The 16,165-nt window shown below is 42.1% G+C and carries 10 protein-coding genes; 5 read left to right on the top strand and 5 right to left on the bottom strand.

Annotated features, from left to right (window positions below):
* The first annotated feature begins 97 nt into the window (after positions 1–97).
* Positions 98–3,034, top strand: coding sequence for a DNA polymerase III subunit alpha (locus AAA970_RS15795; RefSeq protein ID WP_338237861.1), 2,937 nt, complete (start codon positions 98–100; stop codon positions 3,032–3,034).
* 324 nt (positions 3,035–3,358) lie between these two features.
* On the opposite strand, the gene AAA970_RS15790 is transcribed toward AAA970_RS15795, so the two are convergent.
* The 3 genes from AAA970_RS15790 to AAA970_RS15780 form a co-directional block, all read right to left on the bottom strand.
* A complete protein-coding gene (locus AAA970_RS15790) occupies positions 3,359–4,219 on the bottom strand; it encodes a PD-(D/E)XK nuclease family transposase (protein WP_338237860.1) in 861 nt (286 codons plus the stop codon).
* 431 nt (positions 4,220–4,650) lie between these two features.
* On the bottom strand, positions 4,651–6,291 hold the full coding sequence (locus AAA970_RS15785) for a sulfatase family protein (protein WP_338238593.1): 1,641 nt from the start codon (positions 6,289–6,291) through the stop codon (positions 4,651–4,653).
* A gap of 372 nt (positions 6,292–6,663) precedes the next feature.
* Positions 6,664–7,722, bottom strand: a complete 1,059-nt coding sequence (locus tag AAA970_RS15780; RefSeq protein WP_338237859.1) for an SDR family oxidoreductase — start codon at positions 7,720–7,722, stop codon at positions 6,664–6,666.
* Positions 7,723–8,819: 1,097 nt separating this feature from the next.
* On the opposite strand from AAA970_RS15780, the gene AAA970_RS15775 reads away from it, so the two are divergent.
* The gene (locus tag AAA970_RS15775; protein ID WP_060688014.1) at positions 8,820–9,182 is read left to right on the top strand and encodes a hypothetical protein; all 363 of its coding nucleotides are present in this window, start codon (positions 8,820–8,822) and stop codon (positions 9,180–9,182) included.
* Positions 9,183–9,605: 423 nt separating this feature from the next.
* Complete coding sequence (locus tag AAA970_RS15770; protein ID WP_338237858.1) at positions 9,606–9,758, top strand: 30S ribosomal protein THX; 153 nt, start codon at positions 9,606–9,608, stop codon at positions 9,756–9,758.
* Between the two features lie 294 nt (positions 9,759–10,052).
* Here AAA970_RS15770 and AAA970_RS15765 read toward each other — a convergent pair whose 3' ends face one another.
* Positions 10,053–11,117 (bottom strand): IS110 family RNA-guided transposase, encoded by a 1,065-nt coding sequence (locus tag AAA970_RS15765; protein ID WP_338237572.1) that lies wholly within the window; start codon positions 11,115–11,117, stop codon positions 10,053–10,055.
* A 588-nt stretch (positions 11,118–11,705) separates the two neighbouring features.
* Here AAA970_RS15765 and AAA970_RS15760 point away from each other — a divergent pair.
* Positions 11,706–12,719, top strand: a complete 1,014-nt coding sequence (locus AAA970_RS15760) for a zinc-binding alcohol dehydrogenase family protein (protein WP_338237857.1) — start codon at positions 11,706–11,708, stop codon at positions 12,717–12,719.
* 127 nt (positions 12,720–12,846) lie between these two features.
* Here the strand turns inward: AAA970_RS15760 and AAA970_RS15755 are convergent, their stop codons facing one another.
* Positions 12,847–13,323 (bottom strand): hypothetical protein, encoded by a 477-nt coding sequence (locus tag AAA970_RS15755; protein ID WP_338237856.1) that lies wholly within the window; start codon positions 13,321–13,323, stop codon positions 12,847–12,849.
* A gap of 368 nt (positions 13,324–13,691) precedes the next feature.
* On the opposite strand from AAA970_RS15755, the gene AAA970_RS15750 reads away from it, so the two are divergent.
* Positions 13,692–15,854, top strand: coding sequence for a M3 family metallopeptidase (locus AAA970_RS15750; RefSeq protein WP_338237855.1), 2,163 nt, complete (start codon positions 13,692–13,694; stop codon positions 15,852–15,854).
* Positions 15,855–16,165 lie beyond the last annotated feature (311 nt).

Here is a 16,165-nt window from a genome sequence, read left to right as displayed (position 1 = left end):
CCGGCAGTCGCTATACCGCAACGGTCCCTATAGAGACGCAAGCAGTAAAGACGCAAAGCTTGCGTCTCTATAGGGAAAATCATAACACCAAATACCCATGCTCATTAATTGTCATACCGCCTTTAGTCTTCGCTACGGAACATTGCTGCCCGATGCCCTGGTAGAAGCCGTTGCCACAACCGGTGCGCGTGAATTCGTCCTGACCGACATCAACAACGTCTCCGCTATTTACGACGTCTATCGTGCTGCTCAAAAGGCTGGCCTGCGCATGATCGCCGGTATGGAATTCCGACAGGGCGAAACATTACATTTCATCGCCATCGCACGGGACGAGGAAGGCTTTCGTGCGATTAATGAACATTGCACTCGCTATCAGCAGGCGGAAGAGCTCCCCATACTCCTGCATGAAAAGGTGTATCTCGTTTATCCTTCCCGTCGCATACCGGAGCGAGCACTCGGCGAAAGAGAATTTGTTGGCCTGCGGGCAGAGGATGTGCACCGACTACCGGGCCTGAAGCATTTGCATGCACATCAGGACAAATTAGTGGTCTGGCACCCGATCACCTTTGCAAAACCACAGGACCATGACCTGCACCGACTGCTGCGTGCCATCAATCAAAATGTGATCCTTAGCAAACTTGATAAAAAAGAAATTGCCGGTCAATACGAATACCCCTTATCGCTGCAAAAGCTACGCCACCGCTTTGAAAATGTACCAGGAATCCTGGAACGCACCGATGCACTCCTGTCGGACTGCCACATCCATTTTGACATTGACCGTCCCAAAAACAAGCGTTTTTACACCTGCTCAGACAAGGATGATATGGCCCTGTTGCGCAAGCTTACCATGGACGGCTTCGCCTACCGCTATTCCGAAAAAGACCAGTACGCCCTGGCCCGTGTGCAAAAGGAGCTGAAAGTCATTGAACAACTGCAGATGGGCGCCTATTTCCTGATCACCTGGGACATGCTGCGCTATGCCGGAAATTGTGGTTTTTATCATGTAGGCCGGGGCTCCGGCGCCAATTCCATCGTGGCCTATTGCCTGAAAATCACCGATGTGGACCCGGTGGAGCTCAACCTCTACTTCGAGCGCTTCATCAACCCTCACCGTACTTCTCCTCCGGATTTCGATATCGACTTCAGCTGGGATGAGCGCGATCAAATCCTGGATTACCTCTTCAAGCGCTATGGCAAAGACCATGTCGCCCTGCTGGCCTGTTACAATACTTTCAAGGCAAAATCCCTCATTCGGGAACTGGGGAAGGTATTTGGCCTACCCAAAGGCGACATTGACACCCTCATTGATGAGCCCAACCGGATCGAAAAACACCATGCGCTGGCGCCCAAAATCTACCATTACGCCAATCAGCTCAAAGGCCTGCCCAATCATTTGTCCATACATGCCGGCGGCGTGCTGATATCCGAGAAACCTATCGCCTGTTATACCCCACTGCAGCAAATGCCGAAGGGATTCCCCATTGTGCAGTTTGACATGCACGTGGCCGAGGATATCGGTTATTATAAATTTGATGTACTAAGCCAGCGCGGACTCGGGCATATCAAAGAATGTGTGAAGCTGGTCAAACAGAATCAGGGCATCACCATCGACATTCACGACGTCAAACAATTCAAACAGGACGAAAACATCAAATCCAACCTCCGCATTGGCCGCACCATCGGTTGCTTTTATATCGAATCGCCCGCCATGCGACAACTTTTACAAAAGCTGGAGTGCGACAATTATATCGATCTGGTGGCGGCCTCTTCCATCATCCGCCCCGGGGTAGCCAAGAGTGGCATGATGCGCACCTATATTGAACGCTCCCATGCGCCGGAAAAAATTGAATACCTGCACCCCGTATTCGAAGAGCATCTGGGTGAAACTTATGGCGTGATGGTCTATCAGGAAGATGTGATCAAAATTGCCCACCACTTCGCAGACATTGACCTGGCTGAAGCGGATATTCTGCGTCGGGCCATGAGCGGCAAGACCCGCAGCAAAACGGCCTTTCTGGAAATTCAGGACAAGTTCTTCGCTAACTGCCGCAAAAAAGGCTACCCTGACCAGCTGGCGGCAGAAGTATGGCGACAGATGGAAAGCTTTTCCGGCTACTCTTTCTGCAAGGCGCATTCGGCCAGCTTTGCAGTGGAGAGTTATCAAAGTTTATATCTGAAAACTTACTTCCCTATCGAGTTTATGGTGGCAGTGATCAATAATTTCGGGGGCTTTTACTTTGCCGAACTTTATCTGCATGAGGCCCGGTTGGCCGGTGCCGTGATCCACGGCCCCTGCATCAATAAAGGGGAATGGCTGACTTCACTCAGCGGCAAAGACGTCTACCTGGGCTTTGTACATGTGAAAAGCCTGGAGCAGAAAATGATCCAACGGGCACTGGAAGAACGCAAAAAGAACGGGCCTTTCCGTAGCCTCGGCAACTTCACCGACCGGGTGAAAGTGGGACGGGAGCAGCTAGAACTATTAATCCGCATGGGGGCATTCCGCTTTACCGGGGAAAGTCCGCAAGCCTTGCAATGGAAAAAAGGCCTGTGCCTGCGACCCCATCGGCCCGTACTGCAAACGGGCGAGCTGTTCCAAACGGCCACCAATGAAAATAAATATGAATTACCCAGCCTGGAGGCCGAAGGAAATGAACAATTCTTTGAACAGCTCGACCTGCTCGGATTTCCGCTCAGCTCCCCTTTCGACATCCTCCGCACAGATTACCGGGGAGATTTTCCCGCATCGGATTTATTGAAATATCGGGGGCAGACCGTCCGCATGCTGGGATATTACATCACCCGCAAGCCGGTGCGTACCGTCAAAGGAGAAATCATGAACTTCGGCAGCTTCATCGATCCGCAGGGATTTTTCTTTGACACCTGTCACTTCCCTCCCAGCCTGCAGCACAGCCCGTTTCAGGGACGTGGCTGTTATCTGATCAAAGGAAAAGTGATTGTGGAATTCGGCTTTCCGAATATTGAAGTGGAACGCATGGTAAAGTTGCCGCAAAAGCCGGACCCGAGATATTAAAAACGTATTCAATAACTGAGCCGATAAGTTCATAAGCCGCATTATGCGCCGCCAGGCGCAACAAGCACAACGAAGGGCATTACAATCAACACATTAAAGCTATTATCGCCGATTTATGAATCGCCCAAATTTAAAGGAGCTTGCTTTCTACTCACTCCCCTCCTTTGTTGGGAAAAAACCAAAACGGGCAAATTACTGCATCCTTTCCACCTCGCGGCTTAGCGAAAATTTAAACAGGAATAATTTGGCTTATTCCATTCTCAAATAGAGCTTAATGACAATCAGACACTTATACGCTTTCAAAAATTGAAATAAACCGAAAAATCACAATGCATCAATATCCCCTTTATCCAGACCGGTTAACTTTTGGATTAACGACAGATCCAGACCTTCTCTTTTCATTTTGCGCGCAATTTCAACCTTTTCTTCTTTTTTAGCACGATCTTTAGCATCCTCCTTTAAGGTCAAAAGCCTGCTCGCTTCATTCCTCAGGGCTTTAAGGTGGCGCTCATAGTTTTTCTGCTCTTCTTCCGGCAAGTTGTCCACACGCCAAAGCGCCCTCGCTTCCGAAATCCCTTTTGCCGTGAACTCCTCTCGGATCTCATTATTTTTCAGATAATAAATCCATTGATCTAAAGTATCTTTGGCAACATCATCAAATTGATTAACCTTAATAACATAGTATTCAGGAAAAATCTGAGCAGGCTCAATTTTACCTCCTAATAATTCCGTTTGTTTTGCAGATAACAACAGCTTATCAGATTTATGAATACCAATAAAGTCTGTTTTCCCATGATAAACATAATCCTCTCCCTGGCCCAAATCAAAATAAACGATGTTGATGGAATAAACCTTTTTTATGTTTTGATAAGGTTCTCCCACAGCAATATATTCTGTAACCGCTTTTGAAGCCCCATAAGACATTCTATGAAAATAATCATATTCATTCTGATTCTGAATTTCGATAATCACCAACTTGCCTATGGTATTTTTTACCAAAATACCAACGCGATTATATATATCGGAATCAAAGCGCTGATTACTCTCACTCTCTAAAACATTCTGAATTTGAACATCCTCTTTAAGCAATTCCGCAAGAAAGCCTTCTAATACAGTAAAATCCGCTTTGTTCCTTAACAATCGCTTTATTGCCCAATCAAACCGTATTAAATTCCTGTTTTGCATCTTGCTTTGTTTTTTTACAAATCTACTGAATAATTGCACTAAGCCACATTATGCCCCTAGGTTTTACAATCAAATCAAAAGACTTATTTTCAATGCATTAGGGATGTTGCCCCTAATTTATGAATAGCCCAAATTTGAGGGAGCTTGCTTTCTCCTCACTCATCTGCTTCATTAAAGGGCAAATTCCTTCATTCTTTCCACCTCGAGGCTAAGCGAAGATTTAAACAGGAATAATTTGGCTCAGGGAGGTAGCTTTATTGAAACTTCTTTTTACACCCTGTTGGCATAGCACCTCACCTATAGAGCAACGGCCTTAGGCCCTGCCAGATGATCCGAGGGAAAGCCTGAAAGGAAAGAAAAAGTTAAAAATATGGACAAAAAAATCACATTACACTAAGTATAATGTGATTTATAAAAATTTAAATATTTAATTACTTTTGATGATCATGCTGATAACCGGCATTACCCAGCGCATCATAATAACGATCCATATAGTGTTGATCCAACTCCTGAGAATCACCATAATATACACGCAAATCTTCAAGCTTTTGGGTCATTTCCTGTACTTTATCTGCATAAGCAGGATCATCATAAACATTATTTAATTCCTGAGGGTCTTTTAATCGATCATAAAGTTCCCATTCATCGACATCGTCATAAAAATGCACCAATTTCCACTCTTTGGAAACAATACCATAATGACGCTTCACCATATGAACAGCCGGATACTCATAATAATGGTAATAAACCGCTTCGCGACCCCATTGCGCAGTAGCATCCAATAAAAGGGGCATAATGCTCTCTCCCTGCATATCTTCAGGAACATCAATGCCACAGGCTTCTAAGAAGGTAGGTGCAAAATCTAAATTTTGAACCATTTCTTCACAAACCTGACCGGCCTGAATTTTCTCCGGCCAACGCATTAATAATGGCGTTTTGAAGGATTCATTATAGATGAAGCGCTTATCAAACCAGCCGTGCTCTCCTAAGTAAAACCCCTGATCAGAAGTGTACACTACAATAGTATTATCTGCCAGTCCACTCTCCTCTAAATAATCTAACATACGACCCACGTTATCATCCACGGAAGAAATACAAGCCAAATAATCCTGCATATAACGTTGGTATTTCCACTCCATTTTCTCGCGATCAGTCATTTTCGGCCAATTCGCCTTAAATTCATCGTTGATCTCTTTTAAAATAGGATCATAAAGGGCTTTCTGCGCCTCATTTGCACGATTATAAGGACCGTAAAATCCATCAGGCATCGGCTCAATGAAAGGTTCAACCCCTCCCATTTCGGCAATCGTCTCCGGACGAATCTTGGAATCATGCTCATATTGCATATGGGTGAGCAGGTTCATCTCAGCCGTATGAGCGGCGGTACCTCTTGTGGCATAATCATCAAATAAGGTCTCCGGCAGTGGAAATTTCTTCTTTCGGAACTCCTCGAACTTTTCCGGAGAAGGCCACCATGGACGGTGAGGGGCCTTATGCAGATACATCATCATGAAAGGCTTGTCCTGATCACGTTGAGATTTCAAATAGTCAATACTTAAATCAGTGATAATATCGGTAACATAACCATTAATGATCGTATCCCCCTGCTGGGTGATAAAAGTAGGATTGATATAATTACCCTGATCTGGTAAAATCATGAATTCATCCACACCTTTGGGATTATTTCCGAAGTGAAGTTTCCCAAACATGGAAGTTTCATAACCCGCCTTTTGAAAAAGCTGCGGGAAAGTCATTTGAGTGGTATCAAACGGAAATAAATTATCATTCTTACCATGAATATGGGTATGTTTACCGGTAAGTATGGTTGCGCGAGATGGGGCACAAATAGAATTTGATACACAGGCATTGGTAAACAACATCCCTTCCTTGGCAATTCTGTCAATTTGAGGGGTTTGAATCAAATGATCACTATAGGCACTAATGGCCTGATAAGCATGATCATCAGACATAATAAATAAAATATTTGGCCGCTTCTCCTCAATCTTTTCAGGAGTTTGGCAGGCCAATAGCACTTGACCAAGGCTTAAAAAAAGCAACCAAAGTTTATTCATTCTAAACATGAGGGCTGGAAATTATTAATTAGGAAATTAGGCAATAGGATCACAAAAAAATAGGAACCTATCGCCGATTGGCAACAAAAATAACCTTTTTTAAAAAACCACTCTCTTCCTAAAACCAATATTGTATTAAATTCCACAATAAAAGACAAATATTATCCTAAATCGACACCAATTACTCAAAACCAAATAATAAAATAGCGAAATTATTTAGCGCATATTTAAAAGCACACCATCCGGCTGCAAAATCGCTTCTGCAATAATCAAATTTTCCGCCGGATGGTGCGCTTTTAAACCTGCTCTAAGTCACGATCATAATAAGCCACTTCGCTAGATTCATTGGATCTAGCGATAAATGATATAGGCTTATAAAATATTTTCATCAATTAATACTTGAAAGGACTCTTCCATGGTTTCCTCGAAAGGACGGAATTGAACACCCAATTCATTTTGGATTTTTGAATTATCAGCTTTCCAGGGCACATCCACATTATTTCGAATGAATTGCCGCGTGAATAACTTGTTGACCAGTGGACCGACCAGCATTAATAACCACTTGGGTATCGCTTTTTTAGGTAAGGGGAATTGCTTGCCATATTTTGGGCGTAAGGCAAGTCCCATTTCCAGAAAATTAGAGTTGTGCGCTGAAGTGATATACCGCCCGTGCGCCTGAGGTGTAAAACCAGCCAAATAGTGAGCATCCGCTACATCACGAACATCGACCACCCCCATCCCTAATCTTGGTGCGCCCATTTTCATGTCACCACCACCCAGCATTTTTAAAATATTTATCGACTCTGAAGTAGTCTGATGCGGATTTAGGGCGGGACCCAGCACTAAACTTGGGTTAATGGTCACCAAATCCCAACGATCTTGGGCCTTAGCAATGTCCCATGCCTTCTGCTCGGCCAGCGTCTTTGAGTAGGAATAGGGCTGATAAGCTAAGGAAGCGGTCGTATTCCAAATCTCCTCTGTTAATTGTCCTCCGGGAGCTTTTACAGTATCAATCGCATCCGTATAAATAGCGGCGCAACTGCTAGTTACCACCACTCGCTTTACTGAATCCACCTCATTAGCGGTGTTCAAAACATTTGCGGTACCTTGAACTGCGGGTTCAATAAGTTCCTCCTGCGGGTTTTTAACGTCCGTTGTAAAAGGAGAAGCAGTATGAAAAACAAGTTCACATCCTTCCATGGCGGCTTTATAAGCGCCCTTTTGTAAAAGATCCGCTTTGAAAAACTTCAACTCACCTGGCTGTGCTTCCGCTTCCTCCACCAAATGTTGAATTTTAGCTGAATTTTCAGGATTCCTAACAGCGGCGTGCACCTTAATCCCTTCTTTTAAAAGTTTTCTCACCAACCAACTGGCCACATAACCATTGGCACCGGTCACTAAAACGGGTTTTGATTTATCAATCTGGGTCATAGTAATTGTTGTTCGTCTTTAGTATATACAAAAGTAAGAAAGGAAAAACGACTGGACTAACACAAATTAGCAAGAGGTGTACACAGAATAGGGATATAGCGCTCCTGGGCAAATGAGGAGTTATTCAAATATTAATACCAGCATTCATAAGGCTAATCAAATCATACAAATTCCTTCCTTCATCCAATAGCTTGAGTATATTAGTGACTTATGACCATGGAGACACGATCATACAAAAACGAACCACTTGTATTTGTATCAAACTTGCTTTTTTCGCTGCAAATTCAGCTTTCTAAGGCGATAATAGCGCATACATGGGGAAAACCAGGCGATTCTCTGATTTAAACCGAAATATTCCCCGCCAGCATTATCCGATCGGCTTCAATAACCCATTAGCATCGTTATTCGATTAGATTTTTCAATAACCCAAATTTGGGCAAGCTTGCTTCCTCCTCTTTTATCTGCTTCATTGCAAAACTTTAAAAAGGAAAAATTCCTTCTTTATCCCGCCTTACCGCTATACGGGTTTTAAATATGAAAAATCCGGCTTTATAAGAATAATTTAAGACATATAGCAAATTCAAGATCGGCTACTACTATTTTGATACTCCAGATTTTAATCAAACCCTTATCAAATACGACCAGCACACAATGACCTATCTCCACAAATAAAGCCTTCATCCAATGGTAGGTATTATGGATTTTATTTCGAAATCAATCAACTGTTTTTACCTACTTTAGGTGCGATCTACCCATTTTTCCCCCAAGATTCTACTATCTAGACTTTTACCAAATTTGCAAAATACGATCACTCTTTCTATTTTGGTATTCTAATTATTAATACTATCATTATTCACTAAAAATATAAATTTTTTTTTCACCAAAAAGGGGGGCAAACTTCATTTAAGAGCATTTTAATATCGCTCACTAATCTATAAGTAAATAGTGCATTTCCCTTTTAACGGGTTGATTTGAGAGGAAGGATAATTAAAAGTCAAATGCAGTAAATATTATATGTAAACAAATATCAATATCACCTCAATCAGCCTAATATGAATCTTTTTTTAAAATCTGGGATAGGAATATTCCTAATGAGTATGGTTTTCCTTTTTGGCAATACTATACCACCTCAAAAAGACAAAGCTTACAACTTCAAAATCACTGTAGAACGCGCTCCGGAGGGAGTAAAATTAATTTGTACCGAAGGGTGTGACTGGGACGAGCTCTACTTTATGACCAAAGATTATAAACCGCAGGGGGTAGACAAAAATGGCCTGACTTCCGTTAACAAGTATTTTACCACAGGAGATCTAAGCCAACCTAACTTTCTGTTTACCTTGGTAAAGGTGGATAATGAGATCACCCTCAAAGGAGTAAAGGGAACGGAATGGACCGAAATAAAATTCGACCTCCCCAAGCGAAAAGGACAGCTTTTCAACGAAAAGGGGAAAGTTAAATAACCAAAAAAGGGAGGAAGTCTTAATCGCTTCCTCCTTTTTTTTCGGCCCTTCAGTTTGCGTCACCAGCCCCAAAAATCTTAAGAAAAATCCCACTCTGAAAAGGCATTCAACAATTTTTAGACCGCTCCAAATGCCTATTGTTGAATAAACAATCCATAATTTATCCCAAGATATTGATTGTAGCCTGAATATTGTTGTCCAAAACCGACTCCAAGAATAGAAATCCTTATTCATTCCTTTTGGCATCTGATCTTCTCTCATAAGATGGCTACCATCATCAGTTATTTTCATTTCAACCTGAAAATCAACGGCTTCACCCTTGATTAAAATTGCATTTCCCTTGTATTTTTATTAATATAAAGGAGATAGTCGACCGACTGATTTTTAAATTTTATGTTCAACCCTTTCAAAACGTCTAATTTTATGGGAAAAGGAGATAAAAAAACTACAAAAGGAAAGATTGCCAAAGGTTCTTTTGGCGTAAAACGACCACGATTCCAAAGAAATAAAGATGCCGAAAAAAAACATAAAGTAGAACATCACCCAATTCTAGCCGAAGAAACTGCAGAAGTTTAGTTAAATCGTTTTTTAGGTACTGTCTAAAAAAGCAATTTTTTGAATTGAATTATTTTAATATATTTGAAATTCAAAGGAGGCGTTTACGTCTACCTTCTGTAGCTGTCTTTTTTTAAGGCAGCTACTTCCATTTTAAGGGGGATTATCCCTTTTATTATTATCTTCAGGTTAAATCCTAAAGATTGTTATTGGCAAGCCTATAGTTGTTCTTAGGGATTGATTATCGGATCAATGGTTAAAGATTGCCGATTGCTTCTATGCCCGCCCGTAGATGGGGGCACTTCCCGTTTTTCCTTAGGCAACCTTCTGTTCCACGATCAATTGACTTGGATCGCCTTCGACTGTCCTGGCACAATTTCGATGATATTGATTGTCATAAGGCTGTTCATTGTGCCAGAGGGTATACATTATCCTTAATAATTTGGACTGCACGGCCACATACCCTTTCATTTTGATATTTGTCTTTTTATAGATCCGTTCCTGAAGCGCTTTAAATGCGCCCTTTTCATGCTTAACGACATTCAATGCTGCCATATGTAGAATTCTTCTAATGTGTGAATTTCCCTTTTTACTGATTGAAGTCCTTCCCTCTTTTTGACCAGACTGATTTTCCTGAACATCATATCCTGCATAGCTGGTAAGTTGCCGTAGGTTTTCAAACAACAAGAATCCGTTAGTTTCTGCAATTATGGTAGCTGCTGTGATGGGGCCGATCCCTTTGATGGAAGTTAAGAATTCGGTTTTTCGGGCTAATTCTGAATCCTTCTGAACCACTTCTTTAATCTGCTCTCTGCACTTAGAAATTTGTGTTTCTATCGCATCAATCGCCTCTTGCAGGCATTGCTGGGCATCTTCGACAATGATCATCGTGTGCTTGGCATGCTCCATTCTATTTTTCAAGCTTGTTTCTACCTTTAGCAAATCTTCCAATAAGCGGGTACGTTCCCTTAGCTGGTAGAGGCCTTTACTCATCGGCTCCCATTCTTTCAAATGTTGAAAAGCACCCATGAAGGCCAAACCTTTGGCGTCCATTTTATCATTCTTAGTTTTATGCCCGATGCTTTTCATATAGGATTTTGCCCGATTCGCCAGTACAACACTCACACGGTGCGAATTCAGATTTAAGTACCAGGCGAGCTTCTCATGGTAATTTCCCGTGGCTTCCATGACAAAGCTTAAAGGCAAATCCAATTTACATTTCTTAGCAGCCCACGAAACTAATTCATCAAAGCCTTTTTCCGTATTTTTAAATTTTCTACTGCCTAAAACCTTTGGCTCACGATCCGAGAAACCTAAAACCAGGCTGACCTTAAAATCTGATTTGGCGATATCAACGCCTGCTACATACTTGATTTCCATAGTCCTTTACGATTTAATAAATACTCAATTTGTCACCAATCTTCATCGTCTTTTCTCATGATTGATACTGAATCGAGGGCAAGTTCCCACGTTCTTAGGTACTGTTCTAACTCTAAAGCTTGGGCAAAAAGGGGATTTCCTAAATTGCTAGATTGACAATAATGCCATCTTTTGAGCGTATGTTCTTACTCCTTTTTGCTGACAAGCTATAATATAATGAAAATTGAATTATTTCGTTATCTGCTTTATAGAAGTCAAGATATGAGAGCGTGTTTAAATGCAGACCATCCAAAGAAAATCCAAATAATAGAAATTGAAATTAAATGCATTGAGAGATGCAGCTGGTGTTCTAAAAGCAATCACCTACTCCTTTAAAAATACTAAATTTTCTGCGGGGAAAACTCGGCGTCTAAACACGTTCTGAACCCACCTTTAACCTGAGTGCTAAACACTCAGGTTTTTTATGGCCATACCTTTCATTTAAAGCAAACAAAAAGTCATTGTGCCCTCTTCCCTCTATAGCAGCAAACAAGCCGATATCGCAGCAAAACAAATACATTCAAAACCGAACCCTTTAAACTTTACAGCATGAAAGCCATTGGATTTACAAAATCACTACCTATTGAAGAAGCGCAAAGCTTTGAACTATTTGAAGTGGACAAACCGCGAGCCCAAGGCAGAGACCTTTTGGTCAAAATAGCCGCTATTGCAATGAACCCGGTGGACTATAAAATCCGGCAATCTGCCGCGGTGGACGAAAGATTAGCAGATCCGAAAATCCTCGGTTGGGATGCCTGCGGCACTGTGGAAGCAGTAGGAGAAAGCTGTAGCTTGTTCAAAGAGGGCGATTTGGTCTATTATGCCGGAGATTTGACCCGCCCGGGATGTAATCAGGAATATCAGCTGGTGGATGAAAGAATTGTGGGTTTCGCGCCACAGCATATTCCTGTAGACGCCGCGGCAGCTATGCCCTTAACTTCATTGACGGCCTGGGAATTACTTTTTGACCGATTGCAATTAACCAAAGAAAAAGATGCCGGCAAAAAAATCCTCATCATCGGTGGGGCTGGTGGAGTGGGCTCTATGGCCATTCAAATTGCTAAAAATCTGCTTGGCTTAGAAGTGATTACCACCGCATCCAGGGAGGCTAGTATTAGCTGGTGTGAAAAAATGGGGGCAGATCAGGTAGTAAACCACCGGGATTTATTGAACGAGATGAAAAAAGCAGGACATGATCCTGTGGACTATATACTGGACCTGGTAGACGTTAACCAATATTGGGAAGCCATGTGTGATCTTATAAAACCGCAGGGAAAAATCGGGTCTATCAGCGACCCTGCAGAACCGGTACAGTTAAGAGACCTCAAAGCAAAAAGCGTTAGCTTTCATTGGGAGTTGATGTATACCCGCTCGATGTTTCAAACTGCGGATATGCAACGTCAGCATCAAATTCTGAACAAGGTGGCCGCATTACTGGACAGCGGGGAGCTTCAATCCACTCTGAAGCAGACCCTCAGAGGGTTGACGGTGGCCAACCTTAAAGCCGCTCATCAAACTTCCGAAGCTGGTACTATGATTGGGAAGTTGGCCATTGAATTTTGATCCACTTCAAAAATTCATTCCAAAAAAAAGCGAGTACAACGTTGTACTCGCTTATGAAAGGATTGGTAAAATGATATCAAATATCATTTATTTTTAAATTCCTCTCTACATCTATGCATTGCCGGAATTATTCTTCTTCAATCGGTAATTTAACCTCAACTGCCACTCCGTAAACCAAAAAGGAACCTACAGGAAACCCCTCCGCAATAAACCTTTGCGCCACACTGATACTGTAAACCGTATCAGACTCAGGTACGGGAGCTTTAAATTTGATATGATTTCCTAAATGATCCTGTGGAATGCCGGGCAAAGCTCCACCATTGGGCAGGTGAAGCGTGGCAGAAACCACTTCCTGCTTCATGGCTGCTTTTTCATTGATAAACAAAGTCACCTGATCAAGATCTAAGTCAAAAGTTTCCTCATCAGCGTTCACTTCGACTTCCAAAACAGGAACTGCCCCATTTACACACTCAAAATCCTGCGTATCCGACTGGGCAATCAGCTGACCACTGACAATGGTTTGCGCATCTTCGAAAGGGTCATTATCCTTACAAGAAAACAATGCGACAGTGGCTATCAAAAAGAGTACAAAGTTTCTTTTCATGGTTAAAGCGTATTTGTTGAATATTCTTTATTAAAATAGTGCCATGCCTATTCAAAAACCGCAGATTATTTTTCAAAAAATTGAATTCCCCTCCTATTGCTAATCTCAAAGCCGCCAAGACGGGATAAAAATCGCTTTCGCCCACATAAATGGAAATATTTTTTAACTTTGAATTAGTCTTAACCTTTTGAGCTTGTATAAATCGCACCATCCGAAGCAAATTCGATTTATTGGAGTCGATTTTGGGTAATTTTTCAAGAATGGCATGGCCCTTCTCCTATGAATATCCCACGTTTGCACTACAATCATCAAATTTTCATTACGAAATTTAGCTTTTTATCACGCTCTTAATCTTAACCAACCTTTTCATGTTTAAAAATTATTCAAGGGGACGCCAATTAATGATAGCGGCATTGCTATCCACCAGTATGGCCTGCTCCCCATCGAGCCAAAAAACAGTAGAAATACCTGCTGAAGCCATCAACAATCCCCTGCTACAAGAATGGACAGGGCCATTTCAGGGCGTTCCAGCCTTTGATCAAATGGAAGTCAAGGACATTCAGCCTGCTATGGAAGCTGCCATGGCAATGAAACTGGCAGAAATTGATGAGATTGCCAATAATCCTGAAGCACCCACCTTCGAGAATACCCTGATTCCAATGGAGTCCTCCGGAAAAGCTTTATCTCGTGTTTTCCGATATTATGGCATATTATCAAGCAATATGTCCACTCCGGAGTTTAGAGAAGTTCAAAAAGATTTGGCTCCCAAGATTGCCGACTTTCAATCTAAGATAAAACAGAACGAAGGATTATTTAAAAGAATTGAGGCCATCTATCAGGCGGCAAAAAAACAACCTTTGGCGGATTCCGAACAGAGAGTTTTGGATCTGACTTATGAGGCTTTCGTTATGGATGGCGCTGCGCTCAATGCGGAAGATAAAAAGCGATATGCAGAAATCGACAAAGAATTATCCTCCTTGTATACCACTTTCTCAAATAATGTTTTAGCCGATGAAGAAAACTATGTGGTATACCTTGAAGAAAATCAGCTTTCGGGATTACCGGCCTCATTTGTAGCAGCGGCAGCAAAAACGGCAGAACAAAAGGGACATCCCGGAAAATATGCCATCACCAATACGCGCTCGGTTATGGAGCCTTTCCTTACCTATTCAGAGGAACGCGCACTTCGCAAACAAGTATGGACCAACTATATAATGCGTGGTGATAACAAAGATGAATTTGATAACAACGAAATTATCGCCCAAATTTTACAGCTTAGAAAAGAAAGAGTAGGTTTATTGGGTTATAATAATTTCGCTGCCTGGAGATTACAAAACCGGATGGCCAAAAACCCGGAGAATGCATATGCCCTTATGAACAAAGTATGGCCTGCGGCTATTGCGCGTGTTCAGGAAGAAGTGGCAGATATGGAAAAAATTGCCCGCGCCAGTGGTCAGGAAATTACTATTGAGCCATGGGATTATCGCTTCTATATGGAAAAGGTAAGACAGGCGAAATACCAACTGGACTCTGATGAGGTGAAACAATATCTGGAAATGAATAAACTTCGTGAGGCGATGTTTTATGTAGCCGGAGAATTATTCCATTTTGACTTCGTTCCGGTAGCGGAGAGCAGTGTTCCCGTCTTCCATGAAGATGTTAAAGTCTGGGAGGTAAAGGATAAAAATACAGGGGAACACATTGGTTTATGGTACCTCGATCCGTTTGCCCGTCAGGGAAAACGTTCGGGCGCCTGGGCAACGACTTACCGAAGCTACTCCAATTTTGAAGGTGCAACCAATGTTTTGGCCTCCAACAATTCCAATTTTATTAAACCCGCACCCGGAAATCCGGTATTGATCTCCTGGGAAGATGCTGAAACCTTTTTCCATGAATTCGGACATGCCTTACACTTCCTTAGTGCTAATGTAAAATACCCTACGCTGAACGGTGGCGTTCGAGATTATACGGAATTTCAGTCACAGCTATTGGAAAGATGGTTATCTACAGATGAGGTAATTAACCAATTTCTAGTGCACCATGAGACGGGCAAGCCCATGCCGAAATCTTTAATTGAAAAAATCAAAAAGGCTTCTACCTTTAATCAGGGCTTTGCGACTACAGAATATTTGGCTTCTGCCCTTATGGATATGAAATACCATATGGCTGACCCTACCGATATGGATCCAAGAGCATTTGAAAAAGAAAGCCTGAGCGCATTGAATATGCCTCGAACAATTGTGATGAGACACCGCTCTACGCAATTTGGACATATTTTTTCCAGTGAGGGATATGCTGCGGGCTATTATGGTTATTTGTGGGCAGATGTTTTGACTTCCGATGCCGCAGAAATGTTCGAAGAGGCTGAAGGAGGATATTACGATGCAGAAGTTTCCGAAAAACTAGTGAAGTACTTGTTTGCCCCACGTAATGCAGTGGATCCTGCCGAGGCTTATCGCCTATTCAGAGGAAGAGATGCTGAAACCAACGCCATAATGAGGGATAGAGGTTTCCCTGAAAGTGCATCCTAAGCATGTTTAATGAGCAGTATTGAACTAAAATTAATCCGGATTATTCATGCTCTAATTCCTCGTTTAGCTGTTAAGCGGGAAAATGAAGGAAGTGTCACCTGTTTCGAGTTTTTTCAACGAAGCAGAGGATTGAAAAGCAAGCCTCCCAGCTATATTGAGGCTTTTGACAAATCAGCATTATCCCTGTATCCCTTTTATATAGGGTTTGATTTTCGATATCATTCGGTGAATAATTCAGGTTAAATTTTACTCAAAATATTATAAGGGCTACCGATAGGTGGCCCTTATCTTTTTAGCTAAAACTGGTAAAT

It is taken from the genome of Persicobacter diffluens (genome assembly GCF_036244895.1).
GTDB lineage: Bacteria > Bacteroidota > Bacteroidia > Cytophagales > Cyclobacteriaceae > Persicobacter > Persicobacter diffluens.
Note: the sequence above shows the minus strand (reverse complement) of the source record. Positions and strands in the feature narration are given on the sequence as shown.

Coding starts and splice junctions, on each gene's coding strand:
- AAA970_RS15785 (WP_338238593.1), bottom strand. CDS start 6,291: ATGAATAAACTTTGGTTGCTTTTTTTAAGCCTTGGTCAAGTGCTATTG.
- AAA970_RS15780 (WP_338237859.1), bottom strand. CDS start 7,722: ATGACCCAGATTGATAAATCAAAACCCGTTTTAGTGACCGGTGCCAAT.
- AAA970_RS15760 (WP_338237857.1), top strand. CDS start 11,706: ATGAAAGCCATTGGATTTACAAAATCACTACCTATTGAAGAAGCGCAA.
- AAA970_RS15770 (WP_338237858.1), top strand. CDS start 9,606: ATGGGAAAAGGAGATAAAAAAACTACAAAAGGAAAGATTGCCAAAGGT.
- AAA970_RS15755 (WP_338237856.1), bottom strand. CDS start 13,323: ATGAAAAGAAACTTTGTACTCTTTTTGATAGCCACTGTCGCATTGTTT.
- AAA970_RS15750 (WP_338237855.1), top strand. CDS start 13,692: ATGTTTAAAAATTATTCAAGGGGACGCCAATTAATGATAGCGGCATTG.
- AAA970_RS15795 (WP_338237861.1), top strand. CDS start 98: ATGCTCATTAATTGTCATACCGCCTTTAGTCTTCGCTACGGAACATTG.
- AAA970_RS15790 (WP_338237860.1), bottom strand. CDS start 4,219: ATGCAAAACAGGAATTTAATACGGTTTGATTGGGCAATAAAGCGATTG.
- AAA970_RS15765 (WP_338237572.1), bottom strand. CDS start 11,117: ATGGAAATCAAGTATGTAGCAGGCGTTGATATCGCCAAATCAGATTTT.
- AAA970_RS15775 (WP_060688014.1), top strand. CDS start 8,820: ATGGTTTTCCTTTTTGGCAATACTATACCACCTCAAAAAGACAAAGCT.